Origin of the sequence: Actinomyces ihuae (assembly GCF_001457875.1) — a bacterium.
In the GTDB taxonomy this organism is placed as follows: domain Bacteria; phylum Actinomycetota; class Actinomycetes; order Actinomycetales; family Actinomycetaceae; genus Pauljensenia; species Pauljensenia radingae_A.
This window is the reverse complement of the sequence record NZ_CZPX01000003.1, coordinates 1-18,514: the sequence shown is the minus strand read 5'-3', so window position 1 is coordinate 18,514 and position 18,514 is coordinate 1. Positions and strand designations below refer to the sequence as shown.

At 56.8% G+C, this 18,514-nt stretch carries 10 protein-coding genes and 3 rRNA genes; 11 read left to right on the top strand and 2 right to left on the bottom strand.

Annotated elements, in window-relative coordinates:
* The first annotated feature begins 79 nt into the window (after positions 1-79).
* The 6 genes from gatC to BN3002_RS00070 all read left to right on the top strand — a co-directional run bounded on the left by gatC (position 80) and on the right by BN3002_RS00070 (position 7,918).
* Entirely contained in the window at positions 80-376 is a 297-nt protein-coding gene (gene gatC / locus BN3002_RS00095) for an Asp-tRNA(Asn)/Glu-tRNA(Gln) amidotransferase subunit GatC (protein WP_058236039.1), read from the top strand.
* Complete coding sequence (gene gatA, locus BN3002_RS00090; protein ID WP_058236038.1) at positions 376-1,884, top strand: Asp-tRNA(Asn)/Glu-tRNA(Gln) amidotransferase subunit GatA; 1,509 nt, start codon at positions 376-378, stop codon at positions 1,882-1,884. Before gatC ends, gatA begins: the two co-directional genes overlap by 1 nt.
* On the top strand, positions 1,884-3,386 hold the full coding sequence (gene gatB, locus BN3002_RS00085; protein WP_058236223.1) for an Asp-tRNA(Asn)/Glu-tRNA(Gln) amidotransferase subunit GatB: 1,503 nt from the start codon (positions 1,884-1,886) through the stop codon (positions 3,384-3,386). Before gatA ends, gatB begins: the two co-directional genes overlap by 1 nt.
* A gap of 282 nt (positions 3,387-3,668) precedes the next feature.
* Positions 3,669-5,222: an ATP-binding cassette domain-containing protein gene (locus BN3002_RS00080; protein ID WP_058236222.1), complete on the top strand. Its 1,554-nt coding sequence runs from the start codon at positions 3,669-3,671 to the stop codon at positions 5,220-5,222.
* A 19-nt stretch (positions 5,223-5,241) separates the two neighbouring features.
* On the top strand, positions 5,242-6,636 hold the full coding sequence (locus BN3002_RS00075; RefSeq protein WP_082628447.1) for an ABC transporter permease subunit: 1,395 nt from the start codon (positions 5,242-5,244) through the stop codon (positions 6,634-6,636).
* A 127-nt stretch (positions 6,637-6,763) separates the two neighbouring features.
* A complete protein-coding gene (locus BN3002_RS00070; protein WP_058236037.1) occupies positions 6,764-7,918 on the top strand; it encodes a substrate-binding domain-containing protein in 1,155 nt (384 codons plus the stop codon).
* Positions 7,919-7,963: 45 nt separating this feature from the next.
* Here the strand turns inward: BN3002_RS00070 and BN3002_RS00065 are convergent, their stop codons facing one another.
* Together BN3002_RS00065 and BN3002_RS00060 are read right to left on the bottom strand one after the other, a co-directional pair.
* Positions 7,964-8,716 carry an ATP-binding cassette domain-containing protein gene (locus tag BN3002_RS00065; RefSeq protein WP_058236036.1) on the bottom strand — a complete coding sequence of 251 codons (753 nt, stop codon included), beginning with the start codon at positions 8,714-8,716 and terminating at the stop codon, positions 7,964-7,966.
* Complete coding sequence (locus BN3002_RS00060) at positions 8,713-9,873, bottom strand: ROK family transcriptional regulator (RefSeq protein ID WP_227469152.1); 1,161 nt, start codon at positions 9,871-9,873, stop codon at positions 8,713-8,715. The genes BN3002_RS00065 and BN3002_RS00060 overlap by 4 nt, the downstream gene beginning before the upstream one ends.
* Positions 9,874-10,046: 173 nt before the next feature.
* Between BN3002_RS00060 and BN3002_RS00055 the strand changes: the two genes are divergently transcribed.
* From BN3002_RS00055 to rrf, 5 genes are all read left to right on the top strand, one after another.
* Positions 10,047-11,261 carry an ABC transporter permease subunit gene (locus BN3002_RS00055; protein WP_058236035.1) on the top strand — a complete coding sequence of 405 codons (1,215 nt, stop codon included), beginning with the start codon at positions 10,047-10,049 and terminating at the stop codon, positions 11,259-11,261.
* A gap of 190 nt (positions 11,262-11,451) precedes the next feature.
* A complete protein-coding gene (locus tag BN3002_RS00050) occupies positions 11,452-12,879 on the top strand; it encodes an NAD(P)-dependent malic enzyme (protein WP_058236034.1) in 1,428 nt (475 codons plus the stop codon).
* Between the two features lie 439 nt (positions 12,880-13,318).
* Positions 13,319-14,869: ribosomal RNA gene (locus BN3002_RS00045) — 16S ribosomal RNA — on the top strand.
* 261 nt (positions 14,870-15,130) lie between these two features.
* Positions 15,131-18,231 (top strand): 23S ribosomal RNA (locus BN3002_RS00040).
* 122 nt (positions 18,232-18,353) lie between these two features.
* A 5S ribosomal RNA gene (rrf, locus tag BN3002_RS00035) occupies positions 18,354-18,472 on the top strand.
* The 16S, 23S and 5S rRNA genes sit together here, the layout of an rRNA operon.
* Positions 18,473-18,514: the final 42 nt, after the last annotated feature.

The following is an 18,514-nucleotide window of genomic DNA, read 5'->3' as shown; positions in this document are numbered from 1 at the left end:
GAGAACTTATACATGTCAGACACGTGCCTTCGGGCCCGCTGGGTCGAATATCTGCTTCGTGCCACATAGAATTGGCACCATGTCACGCATCAGTACTGAAGAAGTCGCCCGCGTCGCCGGGCTGGCCAGGATTGCGCTGACGCAAGAAGAAATCGAGCGCTTCGCCGGTGAACTTGACGTCATCGCTACATCCGTTGCACAAGTGTCCGAAGTTGCCACCCCTGACGTTCCCGCAACGTCGCACCCCATTCCGTTGGCGAATGTGTGGCGCGAAGACGAAGTCGGCCCCACCCTCGACCGTGATGAGGTTCTGGCGCAGGCACCGGCTCAGGACCGCGGAATGTTCCTCGTCCCGCAGATTCTCGAGGAGGACTGATGAACGACCTGCTCAAGAAATCCGCACTCGAACTCGCCGACATGCTCGAGGCAGGTCAGATCACATCCGTTGAACTGACGACAGCATGCCTGGACCGGATCGACGCTCTGAATGAACACGTCAACGCCTTCCTGCATATTGACCGCGAGGGTGCCCTCGAAACAGCTCGTCGCGTTGACGAGCGCCGCGCAGCGGGGGAGAAGCTCCATCGCCTTGCAGGCGTCCCCATCGCAGTGAAAGACAACATGGTCGTACGTGGCATGCCCACCACCTGTGCCTCCAGGATCCTCGAGGGATGGCTGCCACCGTACGACGCAACTGTCGTCGAAAAGATTCACGAGGCCGGCCTGCCGATCGTCGGCAAGACCAACATGGACGAATTTGCCATGGGATCCTCAACTGAGCACTCCGCATATGGCGCAACAGGAAACCCGTGGGATCTTGGCCGTATCCCCGGCGGATCCGGCGGCGGGTCAGCTGCCGCTGTCTCAGCGTTCATGGTGCCGCTCGCCCTCGGCTCCGATACTGGCGGGTCGATCCGTCAGCCAGGTGCAGTGACGGGAACTGTGGGGGCAAAGCCCACCTACGGTGCGGTTTCACGTTACGGTCTGGTTGCGATGGCCTCGTCGCTCGATCAGATCGGGCCTGTCACCCGCACAGTTGCGGACGCTGCCGCCTTGCAGGAACTCATCGGTGGTCACGACCCACACGATTCCACATCCTTGACTGACCCGGTGCCGCCCCTTGCTGACAGTGTGCGCGCCGTGGCAGACCGTGGCAGCATTGCCGGACTGAAGATCGGCGTCGTGACGGAACTGTCCGGCGAGGGGTATGAACCCGCGGTGCTCGACGCGTTCAACGCCAGTGTGGAGGCCCTCAAGAACGCAGGCGCTGAAGTCATCGAAGTGTCCTGCCCGAGCTTTGCATACGCGCTCGCGGCCTACTACCTGATCATGCCGGCCGAGGCATCCTCGAACCTGGCACGTTTTGACGGCATGCGCTACGGCATCCGTGTTGAACCCGCCGAAGGTAATGTCACAGCCGAACGCGTCATGGCTGCTACCCGCGAGGCTGGTTTCGGTGATGAGGTCAAACGCCGCATCATTCTGGGCACTCACGTCCTGTCGGCCGGTTACTACGACGCGTATTATGGATCCGCGCAGAAAGTCCGCACCCTCGTGCAGCGCGATTTTGCGCGCGTCTTCGAACAGGTCGACGTCCTCGTCTCGCCGACCGCGCCGACCGTCGCCTTCGAGATGGGTGGAAAGATCAACGACCCGATGGCGATGTACCTCAACGACATTGCCACCATTCCGGCCAACCTTGCAGGCGTCCCCGCAATGACGATTCCGAATGCCGTGACCGAACAGAATCTGCCCGTCGGATTCCAGGTGATTGCACCGGCACGTCATGATCAGAAGATGTACGAGGTGGCAGCGCTTGTTGAACTGCTCAGCGATGATGTTGCGGGCAGATGCCCGGCTGCCGACTGGAAGGTGAGCGAATGATGGAAGACCTCATGGATTATGAAGACGCGGTCAAACAGTTCGACCCTGTTCTCGGTATCGAGGTTCACGTCGAGCTGGGCACGAAGACCAAGATGTTTGACGCTGCGCCCAACGCGTTCGGTGGCGACCCGAACACCTTTGTTACGCCAGTGTCCCTCGGATTGCCAGGTTCCTTGCCGGTCGTCAACCACAAGGCTGTTGAATACGCCATCAAGATTGGCCTGGCACTGAACTGTGAAATCGCGGAGTACTGCCGTTTTGCCCGAAAGAACTACTTCTACCCGGATCTGACGAAGGCATTCCAGACTTCGCAGTACGATGAGCCGATCGCGCACGACGGTTATGTCGACGTCGAACTCGAAGACGGCGAAATGTTCCGCGTCACCATCGAACGTGCTCACATGGAAGAAGACGCTGGCAAGAACACCCACGTCGGCGGCGCGGACGGCCGTATCCACGGTGCCGACCACTCGCTGGTGGACTACAACCGCGCCGGCGTGCCCCTGGTTGAGATCGTCACGCGTCCAATCGAAGGCGCCGGCGAACGCGCTCCGGAGGTTGCCGCAGCATACGTGCGCTCACTGCGTGACATTTTCCGCACGCTGGAAGTCTCGGAAGCTCGAATGGAACGCGGAAACGTGCGCGCCGACATTAACGTGTCGCTGCGTCCCAGCCCCGATGCGCCGCTTGGCACGCGCTCAGAGACGAAGAACGTGAACTCTTTCCGCGGTATCGAGCGCGCTGTCCGATTCGAAATTCAGCGCCACGCTGCGATCCTGTCGGCGGGAGGCACAGTCATCCAGGAAACGCGCCACTTCCACGAGGAGGACGGGTCGACCTCGTCAGGCCGCGAGAAGTCTGATGCGGAAGACTACCGCTACTTCCCTGAACCAGACCTGGTTCCGCTTGCTCCGTCGCGCGAATGGGTCGAGCAGTTGCGCGCCGAGCTGCCTGAATTGCCGGTAGCGAAGCGTCGGCGCCTGCGCACCGAGTGGTCTTATTCGGATAAGGAAATGCGCGACGTCGTCAATGCCGGAGCGCTTGAGCTGATCGAAAGCACTGTTGAGGCCGGTGCCTCACCTGCCGCTGCACGCAAGTGGTGGATGGGTGAGCTGGCACGCACGGCGAAGCAAAATGAGGTTGCGTTGGAGGATCTGACGGTCGCACCCGAGCAGATTGCGCAGCTTCAGAAGCTCGTTGACGATGGACGCCTGACCGATAAGCTTGCCCGCCAGGTCCTCGAAGGTGTCCTGGCCGGCGAGGGCGATCCCGAGCAGGTCGTGCAGGCGCGTGGCCTTGAGGTGGTCAGTGACGAGGGCGCACTGACGTCTGCCGTTCAGGAAGCACTTGACGCCAATCCCGACGTCGTTGAGAAGATCAAGGGTGGCAAAGTGAAGGCCGCTGGCGCCCTGGTCGGAGCAGTGATGAAGGCGACTCGAGGCCAGGCCGACGCTGCGCGCGTGCGTGAACTCATCATGGAAATGGTGGGTGTCGAGGAGTAAAACCCGACCGATTTCAGCCCCTGGAGTGGGAATGTGAGGTGGCGGCGGAGCTGGCAGGCTCTGCCGCCACCTTCTTGCGTTAGCGGCTACTGTAATGAAGGGAAGAGACGCGGTGGTCTCTGCTGACATTCCACCATATGTGCGCGGCGACAATATTTGGATTTAAAAGTTAAACACAAATGCGTAAATTGACTTCATGAAGTGAAACTGGCGTGTATTGTGGTGGTGCCTGAGGGCATTGCAGCTCGCGGCATCACAGTCCATCAGTTCACTGGAGAACGAATGATCGATGAAGCACAAGACACGCTCCTGGAGATGAAGCACATCACCAAGGCGTTCCCCGGAGTCATCGCACTCGACGATGTCAATCTAAGAGTGCGTCGCGGCGAGATTCACGCAATTTGCGGGGAAAACGGCGCAGGTAAATCCACATTGATGAAAGTTCTGTCCGGTGTGCATCCCCACGGCACCTACGACGGCCAGGTTGTATACAACGGTGAGGAAATGAGGTTCGCGACAATTCGCGACTCTGAAAGAACCGGAATCGTCATCATTCACCAGGAACTTGCTCTCATCCCGACATTGTCGATAGCGGAGAACATGTTCCTGGGAAATGAGGTTCGCAGCAGTTTCGGAATTGACTGGCACCAGACACGACTGCGGGCAGCCCGATACCTGGCGGAGGTTGGACTGGACGAGTCGCCGGATGAGCTGATTTCGAACATCGGGGTCGGCAAGCAGCAGCTCGTTGAAATCGCGAAAGCTCTTGCCAAGGACGTCCGACTGCTGATTCTGGATGAGCCGACCTCTGCGCTGAATGAGGAAGAATCAGCACATCTACTGGAGCTCATGCGCAAGCAGCGCGGTCGTGGAATCACCATGATCATGATCTCGCATAAGCTCGACGAAATCGCCCAAATCGCTGATTCAGTCACGGTCATTCGTGATGGGAAAACCGTGGGATACATTGACGCACAGAATTCACCGATCGACGAGGATCACATCATTCGTCTCATGGTTGGGCGTCCGCTTGACCGCCGCTTCCCCGAACGTGAATCGCACCCCGGTGACATTCGATTTGAAGTGGATGACTGGTGGGTTCGCCACCCTGTCGCCGCAGATCGATGGGTATGCAAGGGATCGAGTTTCTATGTCAGGGCAGGGGAAGTGGTCGGCTTTGCGGGCCTGATGGGTGCCGGGAGGACTGAGCTGGCGCGCTCCATTTTCGGCCGATCTTACGGAGTGTGGGAATCGGGCAGTATGAAGATCGACCACCAGCCAGTTAAGGCTGATACCGTACCTCGCGCCATCGAAGCGGGACTGGCTTACTTGCCTGAAGACCGCAAGACCCTCGGATTGAACCTGCTGGACGTTATATACGAGTCCGTTATCTCGGCACGCCCGGAAAAAATCACCCATAACGGGATCATGAATATTGACGAAGGGGTCATGGCAGCCGAGCAATATCGTAAAGAATTGCAAATCAAGACCCCATCTGTCATGACAGGGGTCGGCACGCTGTCCGGCGGGAACCAGCAAAAAGTGGTTTTAGCGAAGTGGATGTTCACTGACGCCGACGTCATGATCCTCGACGAGCCAACCCGTGGGATTGATGTGGGCGCCAAGTATGAGATTTACACCTTCATTCAGCAACTCGCCGCTGCAGGAAAAGCTGTGATCGTCATCTCTTCTGAATTGCCCGAACTTTTGGGAATCACCGACCGAATCTACACGATTTTCGAAGGTCAGATCACCGGCGAGATGCCGTCGGATCAGGCAGACCAGGAAACACTCATGCACCTCATGACCTCATCAACAACACCCCAGTCCGCGTAGCAGGAGAAAAGGACACACTATGAAAAAGAATTTTCGCGCTCTTTTCGGGGGCGATTTTCGACAATTTGCGATGATCGCAGCGCTACTGGTGATCGTCGTGTTTTTCCAGGTCTTTACGGGCGGCAAAGTCCTGCAATCACAGAACCTCATGAACCTGATCATGGGCAACGCATACGTGCTGATCCTGGCGATGGGGATGGTACTGGTCATCATTGCCGGGCATATTGATTTGTCGGTGGGATCGGTAGCAGCCTTCGTTGGCATCATCGTTGCCAAATTGACGACTGAATCCGGGTTGCCGCCTGTTGTCGGCTTGCTGGTAGGACTGGGCGTTGGCATCCTCGTGGGATGCTGGCAGGGTTTCTGGGTAGCCCAATGGGGAATCCCGGCGTTCATCACAACCCTGGCGGGCATGATGCTGTTCAGAGGCGCCAACCAGTTCATTGGGAAATCCATGACAGTACCTGTCCCTGAGCTTTTCCAGACCCTTGGCGCGGGCTATATGCCCGATATTGCTCCAGATGTCTTAGCCTTTAACTTGCCGACGATGGTCCTTGCTGTTCTGATCGTCGCCGCGCTGGCATGGGGCGAATTTAACCGTCGGCGCAAGAGCCTCCGGGCCCAGTCAGATGTGCCGCCACTGTGGGTACCGATTGTGCGTCTTGTCGTCGTAGGCGGTGCCATCCTGGGCGTGATGTGGCTCTTCGCTACAGGCAGGCCAGGCACGTCGTTCCCGATACCAGGACTCATCGTGGTTGTCCTTGTCATCATTTTCCACTTTATTTCGACACGCACAATCATCGGACGGTCCGTCTATGCGATTGGTGGCAACCGTGCTGCAGCAGCTTTGACAGGCATCCGCGTCAAACGCACGAATTTCGCTGTCATGTGTACCTCCTCCGTTCTAGCCGCTATCGCAGCGATGGTGTTTATCGGCCGATCCACCTCATCGGGGCCTCAGGACGGAAATATGTGGGAGCTCGATGCGATCGCAGCCTGCTTCATCGGCGGCGCATCCGTGTGGGGCGGAATTGGAACTATCGGTGGAACGATGGTAGGCGCTCTGGTAATGGCATTTCTGAACAACGGTCTTCAGCTGCTGGGCGTGGGCTCTGACTGGACACAGATCATTAAGGGACTCGTTCTGCTCCTGGCCGTCGCAGTTGACGTCTACTCCAAGCGTCAGGGCAAGCGCTCGCTGATCGGTACGTTCCAAAACGCGATACGAAACAGGCGAGCCATCGAATCGGCGGAGAATTCTCCTGGCAGCAGCCCGGCAAAATTAACTGCCGGCTCGCCAACCATTGACGAAGCGGACGAGTCAGCCCTCATGCAAATCAGTAACGACGCTGGAAAAACATCGGTCGATCCTGTCACGAAAGGAGAATCGCCTACGGGCAGTTCACCTGCCTGATCCATGAAACCAAACAGATGCTTGTCGGCAAACTCACGCGGTTGGAGTGGATCAAACGTTCCGAGCGCGCGTGGATTCTCACAGACGAGCATTCACTGACAGACTCACTTATCGAAAGAAGGAAGACATGAAACCTCTCAAGAAAATTGCGACGGTCTGCGCAGTTTCCACCCTCGCCTTTGCTATGAGTGCGTGCGGTGGACGAGGCGGGGGCACCTCGGATCAATCCGGTGTTGCTGCGGACTCAGGTGCGTCAGGAGAATCGGCGGGAAGCGCCGGTGGGGATATTTCGTTGGGCATCGCTATGCCGCAAAAGACGTCCCAAAACTGGGTTGAAGCCGAGCAAATGTTTAAAGATGACTGTGCCGAAGCAGGCATCACGTGTACCTTGCAATTCGCAAATGGCGGTGTCGCCGAACAACAGAACCAGATTGCCGCAATGATTGAGAACGGCGTTGATGTTCTGTTGATTGGCGCTATCGACGGGTCCCAACTGGGCACACAGCTTCAACAGGCGAAGTCGGCGGGCATCCCCGTCATCGCCTACGACCGACTCTTGACGAATACCACGGACGAGGACTACTACATCGCCTACGACAACTACGGTGTTGGTAAGCTGCAGGGCCAGGCACTGCTGGAAGGACTTGAGGCGAAGGGTACGCCCACGCCCTGGGATATTGAACTATTTGGCGGCTCGCCCGACGATTCGAATTCCTTGAAATTCTTCAACGGTGCGATGGAAGTGCTTCAGCCCAAGATCGATGACGGTACCCTGGTTGTGAAATCTGGCCAAAACGATTTCACCAAGGTCGCAACTCAGGGGTGGAAGCCCAATAACGCGCAGGATCGCATGTCTTCGTTGCTGACGTCCACCTATCAGGGGGATGAAGTTCCCGACGGTGTACTCTCGCCCAACGACACACTGGCGCGCGCAATCATCACCGCCGTTGAGCAGGCTGGAAAACCTGTTCCAGTAGTGACGGGTCAGGACTCTGAAGACGAATCTGTAGGCTGGGTTGTCCAGGGCAAGCAATATTCCACGATCTTCAAGGACACTCGTCTCCTGGTCAAGGGCGCCATTCAGCTGGCTATGGAGGCAGCACAGGGAAATGCTGACCCAACCGTTGACGGCGCGACTGTGGACAAAGAACAGTATGAATCCATGGAAGGTCATGCTGTCACGTCCTTCCTGCTGACTCCGCAGATTGTTACTCAGGACAATGCGGAGGAGATCTACAAGGACGACGCCCACCGCATGGAGCTCGTCAACGCAGCCAAGTAGACGTTCTGTCATCGACGAGGGCGGCCTGTGGGTCGCCCTCGTCCCTTATCTGGGGGACTGAACACGTGTTGCTCCGGTCATGGCAGCAATGATGTCTTCGTAGGAGGTGGAGCGGGCGTTGAACGAGCCGTTGTTGCGCCCGTGACGGAGGACTTCGACGCGATCAGCTGTTGCACGCACGTCCGTGAGATTATGCGAAATGAAAATGACGCCCAACCCGAGATCCCTCAGATGCTCAATGTAAGTCAGTACCTCAGCCGTTTGAGTCACAGAAAGTGAAGCGGTTGGCTCATCAAGGATGACTATTTTCGGGTGTGCGACCAGTGTGCGCGCGATCGCCACACACTGACGCTGTCCTGCTGACAATTGATAGAGCGGCGTATGGACATCGGGGATTCTCGAATTCAACGATTCCAGATACTCGCGGGCTAATGCGTCCATCGCGTCGTCGTCTAGTAAGTGCGAGGTGCGCATTTCGTTTCCGAGAAAAATATTGGCCGTCACATCGAGGTTGTCGCACAGTGCCAGTTCCTGGAACACTGTGGCGATGCCGAGCTGGTGAGCATGCGACGTTGACGAAATCGTGACAGGTTCGCCGTCGATCACGATGCGTCCACGTGAGGGAGGATAAACTCCGGCAATCATCCGTGCCAACGTTGATTTGCCTGCCGCATTATCGCCAACGAGCGCCACGACCTCATGTCGGTGAACTGTCATGGAGACGTCGACGAGCGCTTCGACGCCGCCGAAGAAGCGGCTGACGTTGCTGATTTCCAGAAGCGGAGCGGATGTTCTCATGACATCTCCTCGTGGCTGGAGCGATGGCCGAACGTGTCCATGGCGAGGGCGAAAGCACCGATCACCTCTGAGCGCGGTCCAAGCTGCGCGGGAACGACGTGGATACCTGCCTGAGTAAGCAGGGGGCGGTTGTTGACTGCATCGCGGATAGGGTCGATGAGGATGTCGCCAGTTTGCGCCAGTTCTCCTCCGATGGCGATTACTTGCGGATCAGACCACGTCGCCAGATCTGCCAATACAGATCCGAGGGTCGCTCCCGCATCTGAAATCGCCTGGCGGCACCCGGCATCTCCGTCGTTGGCCAGTGCAATGACATCTCGCAAGGTGAGGTCGCCTCGTGAGAAGCGAAGGGAATCGATCAAAGCGTCGGCGCCGACAACTGTGTTCAGACACCCTCGTGCGCCGCAGCGACAAATGGGGCCATGAGGGGCGACCTGAATATGTCCTATTTCGCCGACGGTGCCGTGGGCGCCGCGGTAAAGCTGGTGGTTGATCAGTACGCCTGCGCCGGTTTGGTAAGAGACCCGTGCATAGATGCTGTTGGCGGCCCCACGGAGTGCGCCGTAGCGACTTTCAGCGAGGGCACCTACATTCGCGTCGTTGTCAACAACGACTTCGCTTCCTAAGCGACGCGAGAGCACGTCGCGCACGTCCACGTTTTCCCAATCGCGCATGATGCCGGGAATCGTGATCTTGGTGTTCGAGGGGTCAATAGGGGCCGGCAATGCAACTCCGATGCCGACCAGTTCGTCAAGAGTGGCTCCAATTTTGTCTGTCAATTCCAGGATCAGCAAAGCGGTCCGGTCAAGGGTCGTGTCAACGCGATGATCTATTGGCAAAGGTAGAGACTGATCGGTTCGTGCACGTCCTGTAGCATCCGAGATCGTGATATGCAGCGCACGTCGGCCGATATAGACGCCAGCTGCCAGTCCGGTTTCGCGGGCTAGCGTCACCAGCTGAGCACGCCGACCTGATCTGATGGTGTTGCGTGTTTCAACTATTCCCTGCGACTGAAGTACTTTGACGATGTTGGAAATCGTTGCAGGTGACAGTCCCGTTGCGCTGGCAAGTTCGACTTGTGTGATCTGCCCATAGCGCTGCACAGTATCGATCACGCGCGCTGAATTCGCTTCACGTAAGGATACTTGGGAACCCACGGGTCCACTTGTCACACTCACGTAATCACGGTACCAAACCACGATGCCTAAACCTCGGGATCGCTGTGAAACGTGGCGCGCATGTCACAGAGTGCGCCGAGCGTTTAGGATGAAAATGGCAGTATCCATTTCGGAAGAACTCAAAGGTGCGTATCGCCCAGGTAGGAGACGCGATGAGCTTGTACCGTCGCTTGTTTGGTGAGCACACGCAGCTACACCTCATGGTCGCTTTGCTCATCGCTCTGACGTTGTTCTTCAATATCGCTACGTCAGGACGGATGCTGACGGCGCAGAATGCATACAACCTACTGGCCGGTAACGCCTATATTTTAGTGCTTGCCATCGGGATGCTCATGGTGATTGTCATCGGCCAAATCGACTTGTCGGTGGGATCTGTTGCGGGCTTCGTCTCGATGACGGTGGCCTTGCTTTTTGAAGGGATGGGCGTGCCATGGTGGCTCGGACTTGTCTGCGGACTTCTGATAGGTGGACTGATCGGAGTGTGGAACGGGATATGGATCTCGCGTGTAGGGATCCCGGGGTTCATCGTGACACTGGCAGGAATGATGCTCTTTCGGGGAGCGATTGTGTGGGAGTCGCGTTCACTGTCGTTCCCGCTGCCTCGTGAGTTCCAGGTTCTGGGCGCTGGAACGCTGCCTCAATGGGGACCGTCATGGACGGGGATGAATAATTCAACGCTGCTGGTCGGTGTGGTAACGGCCTCGGTTTTGGTCGTCAATGTGATTCGTCGGTATCGGCGTCGTGTCGTTCGCGGAGCCATTGAAGCTGAACTCTGGATCCCTGCAGTGCGCTGTGCGCTCATCATGGTCGCTGTGGGAGCACTGACATGGCTTTTCGGAGGCGACACCTCGACGAGTGCTTTCCCCGTTCCCGGGCTGCTCCTGCTCATCCTCGTGTTTGCATATGTGCTGCTCACTGAGCACACTGCGTTCGGCCGGCACGTATATGCAGTAGGTGGAAATGCTCATGCCGCGGCCTTGTCCGGCGTTAATACCCGCGCAGTCCAATTCGCTGTCATGGTCAACATGGGCGTTCTTGCAGCGTTGGCCGGAATGATGTTTGCTGGTCGAGCGACAGCTGCCGGTCCCCAGGACGGCACCCTGTGGGAACTCGATGCGATCGCTGCAGTCTTTATTGGCGGCGCAGCAGTTTCCGGGGGCGTAGGAACGGTGACGGGAGCTGTACTTGGAGGACTGGTGATGGCGGTACTCAACAATGGTCTTCTCCTATTGGGGGTCCCTTCTGACCGAAGTCAGGTGATTAAGGGCCTCGTCCTGCTCATGGCGGTGGCATTTGACATGTACTCGCGTAGACGTTTTGACGTGTCATTGTCGTCCCGCCTGTTTGCCGCGCAGGTGAGGCGCTGACTCATCGGGTTTGCGGACAGCGCCGCTGAGCTGGGGTGTGTGGATGCGCCGATCAGTCTTCGCCTGTTGAGCGCGAAGATGTCCACATAGTGCGATCGTTAACACCGTCGTTCCGAAAGGCTTGTACGATACAAAACGAACGAACTGACATACCGCGTGAACATTACGCTTTTGAGGAATGATTGTTTGTATGCGTACTTCTCCGTCATATACCGCCTCCTACAGGCTTGAATTTGATGAATCACAAGCGTCCATCGCCACCATCATCGATACGGTGACCGCCACAGGTGCCCAGGTGAAGGGATTCGATGTCGCGGATTCAGATCGCGGCCATATGACCATTGATCTGACTTGCGATATGCGTGATTCAAACCATCGACGCGAAGTGGAAGCTACCCTCGACGCCCTGCCTGGCATTCATACTGCAGCCGTGTCAGACCAGACCTTCCTCGCTCATATCGGCGGAAAAATCGCCATCGCTCCGCGCGTCCCGCTGCGTAACCGCGACGACTTGTCGCGCATCTATACCCCGGGTGTGGCTCGTGTATGCACTGCCATTCACGACATGCCGGAAAAAGCCCACCTGTTGACCATGAAGTCCAATACGGTGGCCGTCGTTTCAGACGGGACGGCTGTGCTGGGGCTGGGAGACATTGGTCCTGCTGCTGCGCTTCCAGTGATGGAGGGCAAGGCGGTCCTGTTCAAACAGTTCGGTGGTGTGGACGCGTGGCCAGTCGTCCTCGACACAAAGGACACCGAGGAAATCATCTCGATTATCAAGGCGATCGCACCGGCCTATGCGGGCATCAACCTGGAGGACATTTCAGCACCTCGCTGCTTCGAGATTGAGGAACGCCTGCGCGAGGAACTTGATGTTCCGGTTTTCCACGACGATCAGCACGGCACCGCGATTGTTGTCCTGGCAGCTTTGCTCAATGCGCTCAAGCTGGTGGACAAGAAGATTGACGAGGTCCGCATCGTTGTGTCGGGTGTGGGGGCCGCCGGGTCAGCGATTATCCGTCTCCTGATGGCTCAGGGAGCAAAGGATATCGTGGGGTATGGCCGCACTGGAGCGCTGTGTGCGGATAACGTTGCAGGCATGCATGCTTCGCGTCGCTGGCTTGCTGAGCATACGAACCCGCGTCGGGTAACCGGCAACCTTAAGGATGGTCTGCGCGATGCTGATGTGTTTATCGGTGTCTCACACGGCGGCCTGATTACCGGCGAAGATGTGGCGACGATGGCTGATGACGCGATTGTCTTCGCGCTTGCCAACCCGACACCCGAGGTTGACCCGCTCGATGCCGCTCGATACGCACGCATCGTTGCGACGGGGCGTTCCGATTACGCTAACCAGATCAACAACGTGCTGGCTTTCCCAGGGCTGTTCCGCGGGTTGCTTGATGCGAAGGTCTCCCAGATTACGACGGAAGTCCTGAGGGTTGCCGCCGTGGCGATCGCATCCGTCATTTCGGATGACGAGCTTTCGCCCAGCTACATCATTCCCGGTGTCTTTGATGACCGCGTGCCGGTGGCCGTGTCCAAGGCGGTTCGCCAGGCTGTTCGTGATCTTCCCACCGTGGACATTCCGAACCAGGAGCACCTGGGTACTCGCTGAGTACAGTGCAAGCGCGCGTGGCCGCTTTCGTTGATCGTGCATCAGGATTGACGAGGGCGGCCGCCGCATGTTCCACGCACTTCACTATGAGTGGAGACCGTGGAACGGTCGCGACCCGGAGGAGTCGTTTTCGTTGGAAATAAGCGCTTTTGATTCAATGTGTCGATGCTCACCCTGCCAAAGTTTGACCTCGAGTGGCAAGGTGAGTATATTTAATTCTCGCCGCTGATGGTGGAGCCGAGAGGTTCTGGTGTTAGTGGTTTTACTACGCTAGAGGGCTTTCTTAAAAGTTCTTGACCGTATGTAGGTGTTGTTTGTGAACTCGATAGTGTGTTTGTTTTGTTGATGCTTGTTTTTGTTTTTTGAGTTTTTTTTGGTTGGGATTGGCTGCCCTGTTGTGGGGTGGTTGTTTTCTGAGCAGATTATGGTTTTTGTTTTTTGTTTGGAGAGTTTGATCCTGGCTCAGGACGAACGCTGGCGGCGTGCTTAACACATGCAAGTCGAACGGGATCTGCGTGGCCTTTGTGGTTGTGTGGTGAGAGTGGCGAACGGGTGAGTAACACGTGAGTAACCTGCCTTTTTCTTTGGGATAACGCTCAGAAATGGGTGCTAATACTGGATGTTCTGCGCTTTCCGCATGGGGGGTGTGGGAAAGGGGCCTTTGTGGTTTCTGGAGGGAGATGGGCTCGCGGCTTATCAGCTTGTTGGTGGGGTGATGGCTTACCAAGGCTTTGACGGGTAGCCGGCCTGAGAGGGTGGGCGGTCACATTGGGACTGAGATACGGCCCAGACTCCTACGGGAGGCAGCAGTGGGGAATTTTGCACAATGGGGGGAACCTTGATGCAGCGACGCCGCGTGAGGGATGGAGGCCTTCGGGTTGTGAACCTCTTTCGCTCGTGTGCAAGCCGCTATTTGGGTAGTGGTGAGTGTAGCGGGTAAAGAAGCGCCGGCTAACTACGTGCCAGCAGCCGCGGTAATACGTAGGGCGCGAGCGTTGTCCGGATTTATTGGGCGTAAAGGGCTTGTAGGCGGTTTGTCGCGCCTGTCGTGTAATCCTCTGGCTTAACTGGGGGTGTGCGGTGGGTACGGGCAGGCTTGAGTGCGGTAGGGGAGATTGGAATTCCTGGTGTAGCGGTGGAATGCGCAGATATCAGGAGGAACACCGGTGGCGAAGGCGGGTCTCTGGGCCGTTACTGACGCTGAGGAGCGAAAGCGTGGGGAGCGAACAGGATTAGATACCCTGGTAGTCCATGCTGTAAACGTTGGGCACTAGGTGTGGGGGCCGCCCTTGGTTTCTGCGCCGTAGCTAACGCTTTAAGTGCCCCGCCTGGGGAGTACGGCCGCAAGGCTAAAACTCAAAGGAATTGACGGGGGCCCGCACAAGCGGCGGAGCATGCGGATTAATTCGATGCAACGCGAAGAACCTTACCAAGGCTTGACATGCGCCCTGAGCGCCTAGAGATAGGTGTGCATTTGGTTGGGGGTGTGCAGGTGGTGCATGGTTGTCGTCAGCTCGTGTCGTGAGATGTTGGGTTAAGTCCCGCAACGAGCGCAACCCTTGCCCTATGTTGCCAGCGCGTTATGGTGGGGACTCGTGGGGGACTGCCGGGGTTAACTCGGAGGAAGGTGGGGATGACGTCAAATCATCATGCCCCTTATGTCTTGGGCTTCACGCATGCTACAATGGCAGGTACAGAGGGTTGCGATGCTGTGAGGTGGAGCGAATCCTTTAAAGCTTGTCTCAGTTCGGATCGGGGTCTGCAATTCGACCTCGTGAAGGTGGAGTCGCTAGTAATCGCAGATCAGCTACGCTGCGGTGAATACGTTCTCGGGCCTTGTACACACCGCCCGTCACGTCACGAAAGTTGGTAACACCCGAAGCTTGTGGCTTAACCTTTTTGGGGGGAGCAGGTGACGGTGGGATTGGCGATTGGGACGAAGTCGTAACAAGGTAGGCGTACCGGAAGGTGCGGCTGGATCACCTCCTTTCTAGGGAGCCCTGTTTGTGCGTTTGTTTCTGCTCTTTTTGGGGTGGGGCGCGTTGTGGGGTTGCAAGTGTTGGCGGAGCAGACACATTGTCGGGTTTTCTTTCAATTCCTGTGTGTTTTGGAAGTGTGTGTTGCCTGCGTCTGGCTGCTGTTGTGGTGGTTGGGTGTGTGGTGGGTTGTTTGTGAACTGTATAGTGGTTGTGAGCATCTTTATTGTGTTTTCTGTGTTTTGTTGTTTTTGCATGTTTTCATGTTTGTGTTGTGTTTAGTTTTTGTGGGCATTCGGTGGATGCCTTGGTACCAAGAGCTGATGAAGGACGTGGCGGCCTGCGATAATCCTTGGGGAGTTGGCGAGCGAGCGTTGATCTGAGGGTGTCCGAATGGGGGAACCTGGCTGGGGTTGTGCCTGGTCACTATCATCTGAATTCATAGGGTGGTAGGGGGAACGCGGGGAAGTGAAACATCTTAGTACCCGTAGGAGAAGATATTTCGTCAGTAGTGGTGAGCGAAAGCGGATGATGGCTAAACCGTGTGCGTGTGTGACTCGGCGGGGGTTGCGTGTGCGGGGTTGTGGGGCTCTTTTTTCTCATCTTCTGCCGGGGGTGGGGGTGTGTGCGTGTGCGTGTGGTGAACATCTTGGGATGGGTGACCGAAGTGCGTGATAGTCGTGTAGCTGTGTGTGTGCGTGTGTGCCAAAGGGGTGCCCGAGTAGTGCGGGGCTCGTGGAATCTCGTGTGAATCTGCCAGGACCACCTGGTAAGCCTGAATACTTTTTGGTGACCGATAGTGCATAGTACCGTGAGGGAATGGTGAAAAGTACCCCGGGAGGGGAGTGAAATAGTGCCTGAAACCGGGTGCCTGTAAGCCGTCAGAGCCTGCTTTTGTTGGGTGATGGCGTGCCTTTTGAAGAATGAGCCTGCGAGTCAGTGATGCGTGGCGTGCTTAACCCGTGTGGGGGATGCGTAGCGAAAGCGAGTCTTAATTTTGGGCGTGTGTCGCGTGTTGTGGACCCGAAGCGGGGTGATCTACCTATGGTCAGGGTGAAGCTATGGTAAGACGTGGTGGAGGCCCGTACCCACCAGGGTTGAAAACCTGGGGGATGAACTGTGGGTAGGGGTGAAAGGCCAATCAAACTCCGTGATAGCTGGTTCTCCCCGAAATGCATTTAGGTGCAGCGTCACACTGGGCTTGGTGGAGGTAGAGCTACTGGTTGGTTGATGGGCCGTGTTGGTTACTGACGTCAGCTAAACTCCGAATGCCATTTCAAGTGGGTGTGGCAGTGAGACTGCGGGGGATAAGCTTCGTGGTCGAGAGGGAAACAGCCCAGATCATCGGCTAAGGCCCCTAAGCGTGCGCTGAGTGGGAAAGGATGTGGAGTCGCGTTGACAGCCAGGAGGTTGGCTTAGAAGCAGCCATCCTTGAAAGAGTGCGTAATAGCTCACTGGTCGAGTGGTTGTGCGCCGATAATGTAGCGGGGCTTAAGCGTGCCGCCGAAGCCGTGGCAATAACTTTTTGTTTTTGGGTAGGGGAGCGTCCTGCTCTGGGTGAAGCTGCCTGGTGATGGGTGGTGGACGGGGTGGGAGTGAGAATGCAGGCATGAGTAGCGTTTCGTGGGTGAGAATCCTACGCGCTGATTGACTAAGGGTTCCAGGGGCAGGTTTGTCCGCCCTGGGTTAGTCGGGTCCTAAGGCGAGGCCGACAGGCGTAGTCGATGGGTGACCAGTTGATATTCTGGTACCGTTTGTTTTCCGTCTAACGCTGCATGCTTTCGCGTCGTGTGCTTGCCGTGCGTGGTGTTGTCTTTCGGGATGATGCTGAGTGTGGCTGTGTGTGGTGTGGGGTGTGTGGTGAGCATTGGGGTGACGCAGGGAGGTAGTTGCTGCACACTGGTGGTTATGTGTGTCTAAGGTTGTGGCCTGTTTCTTGGGTGAAATCCGGGAAGCTGCGTTTGATCGCGTGGGTGAGGGCTGATGGGGCTGCCTGTTGGGGTGGCTAGTGGTGATCCTGTACTGCCGAGAAAAGCCTGGATGTGAGGAAGATGAGCGCCCGTACCCTAAACCGACTCTGGTGGTCAGGTAGAGTATACCGAGGCGTGCGAGTGAATCATGGTTAAGGAATTCGGCAAATTGCCCCCGTAACTTTGGGATAAGGGGGGCCCTGCTGGTGTGCCTGCTGTGCGTGGGTGGTGCTGGTTGGGGTCGCAGAGAATTGGGAGAAGCGACTGTTTATTAAAAACATAGGTGTGTGCTAAGCCGTAAGGCGCTGTATACGCACTGACGCCTGCCCGGTGCTGGAAGGTTAAGAGGACGACTTAACTGCTTTTTTGTGGTGAAGGTTTGAATTTAAGCCCCAGTAAACGGCGGTGGTAACTATAACCATCCTAAGGTAGCGAAATTCCTTGTCGGGTAAGTTCCGACCTGCACGAATGGCGTAACGACTTCTCCGCTGTCTCGACCGTGATCTCGGTGAAATTGCAGTACGAGTAAAGATGCTCGTTTCGCGCAGCAGGACGGAAAGACCCCGGGACCTTTACTATAGCTTGGTATTGGTGTGTGTTTGTGCTTGTGTAGGATAGGTGGGAGACTGTGATGCCGTGCCGCTAGGTGTGGTGGAGTCGTTGGTGAAATACCATTCTGGTTCAAGTATGCATCTAACTTGGAGCCCTGATCGGGTTTGGGGACAGTGCCTGGTGGGTAGTTTAACTGGGGCGGTTGCCTCCTAAAGGGTAACGGAGGCGCTCAAAGGTTCTCTCAGCCTGGTTGGTGATCAGGTGGTGAGTGTAAGTGCACAAGAGGGCTTGACTGTGACACTGACGGGTGGAGCAGGTACGAAAGTAGGAACTAGTGATCCGGCCATGGCTTGTGGAAGCGTGGTCGCTCAACGGATAAAAGGTACCCCGGGGATAACAGGCTGATCTTGCCCAAGAGTCCATATCGACGGCATGGTTTGGCACCTCGATGTCGGCTCGTCGCATCCTGGGGCTGGAGTTGGTCCCAAGGGTTGGGCTGTTCGCCCATTAAAGCGGTACGCGAGCTGGGTTTAGAACGTCGTGAGACAGTTCGGTCCCTATCCGCTGCGCGCGTTGGAAACTTGATGAAGGCCCGTCCCTAGTACGAGAGGACCGGGATGGACGAACCTCTGGTGTGCCAGTTGTACTGCCAGGTGCATTGCTGGTTGGCTACGTTCGGTTGGGATAACCGCTGAAAGCATCTAAGCGGGAAGCTTTCTTCGAGATGAGGTTTCCGTGCCCCCTTTTTTGGGGGGTGGGAGGTCCCCAGTAGATGACTGGGTTGATAGGCCAGAGGTGGAAGCATTGTGAGGTGTTGTGAGCCGACTGGTACTAATGGGCCGATTCTAAACCAACACTCCACACTAGTGTGTGGGGCGAAGCGAGAAAACACGTGCACCCTGTGTTTGGGGTGTGGTGCTTGCAATCACTGTGCGGTACACACTCAACCCACATACGGTGGGTGGGTGACATTTTTTGCGGTGGCTCATGGCAGGCGGGAAACGCCCGGCTCCTTTCCGAACCCGGAAGCTAAGCCGCCTTTGCGCTGATGGTACTGCGACCGGGGGGTCGTGGGAGAGTAAGACACTGCCGCAATCAACCGTGAGTTGGGGGTGGGGTACAGGCCTGGAGACAGGC

Excerpts from the sequence above, each read along its gene's own strand:
- gatA (WP_058236038.1), top strand. The coding sequence starts at position 376 with ATGAACGACCTGCTCAAGAAATCCGCACTCGAACTCGCCGACATGCTC.
- BN3002_RS00080 (WP_058236222.1), top strand. The coding sequence starts at position 3,669 with ATGATCGATGAAGCACAAGACACGCTCCTGGAGATGAAGCACATCACC.
- BN3002_RS00050 (WP_058236034.1), top strand. The coding sequence starts at position 11,452 with ATGCGTACTTCTCCGTCATATACCGCCTCCTACAGGCTTGAATTTGAT.
- BN3002_RS00055 (WP_058236035.1), top strand. The coding sequence starts at position 10,047 with ATGAGCTTGTACCGTCGCTTGTTTGGTGAGCACACGCAGCTACACCTC.
- gatC (WP_058236039.1), top strand. The coding sequence starts at position 80 with ATGTCACGCATCAGTACTGAAGAAGTCGCCCGCGTCGCCGGGCTGGCC.
- BN3002_RS00075 (WP_082628447.1), top strand. The coding sequence starts at position 5,242 with ATGAAAAAGAATTTTCGCGCTCTTTTCGGGGGCGATTTTCGACAATTT.
- gatB (WP_058236223.1), top strand. The coding sequence starts at position 1,884 with ATGGAAGACCTCATGGATTATGAAGACGCGGTCAAACAGTTCGACCCT.
- BN3002_RS00065 (WP_058236036.1), bottom strand. The coding sequence starts at position 8,716 with ATGAGAACATCCGCTCCGCTTCTGGAAATCAGCAACGTCAGCCGCTTC.
- BN3002_RS00070 (WP_058236037.1), top strand. The coding sequence starts at position 6,764 with ATGAAACCTCTCAAGAAAATTGCGACGGTCTGCGCAGTTTCCACCCTC.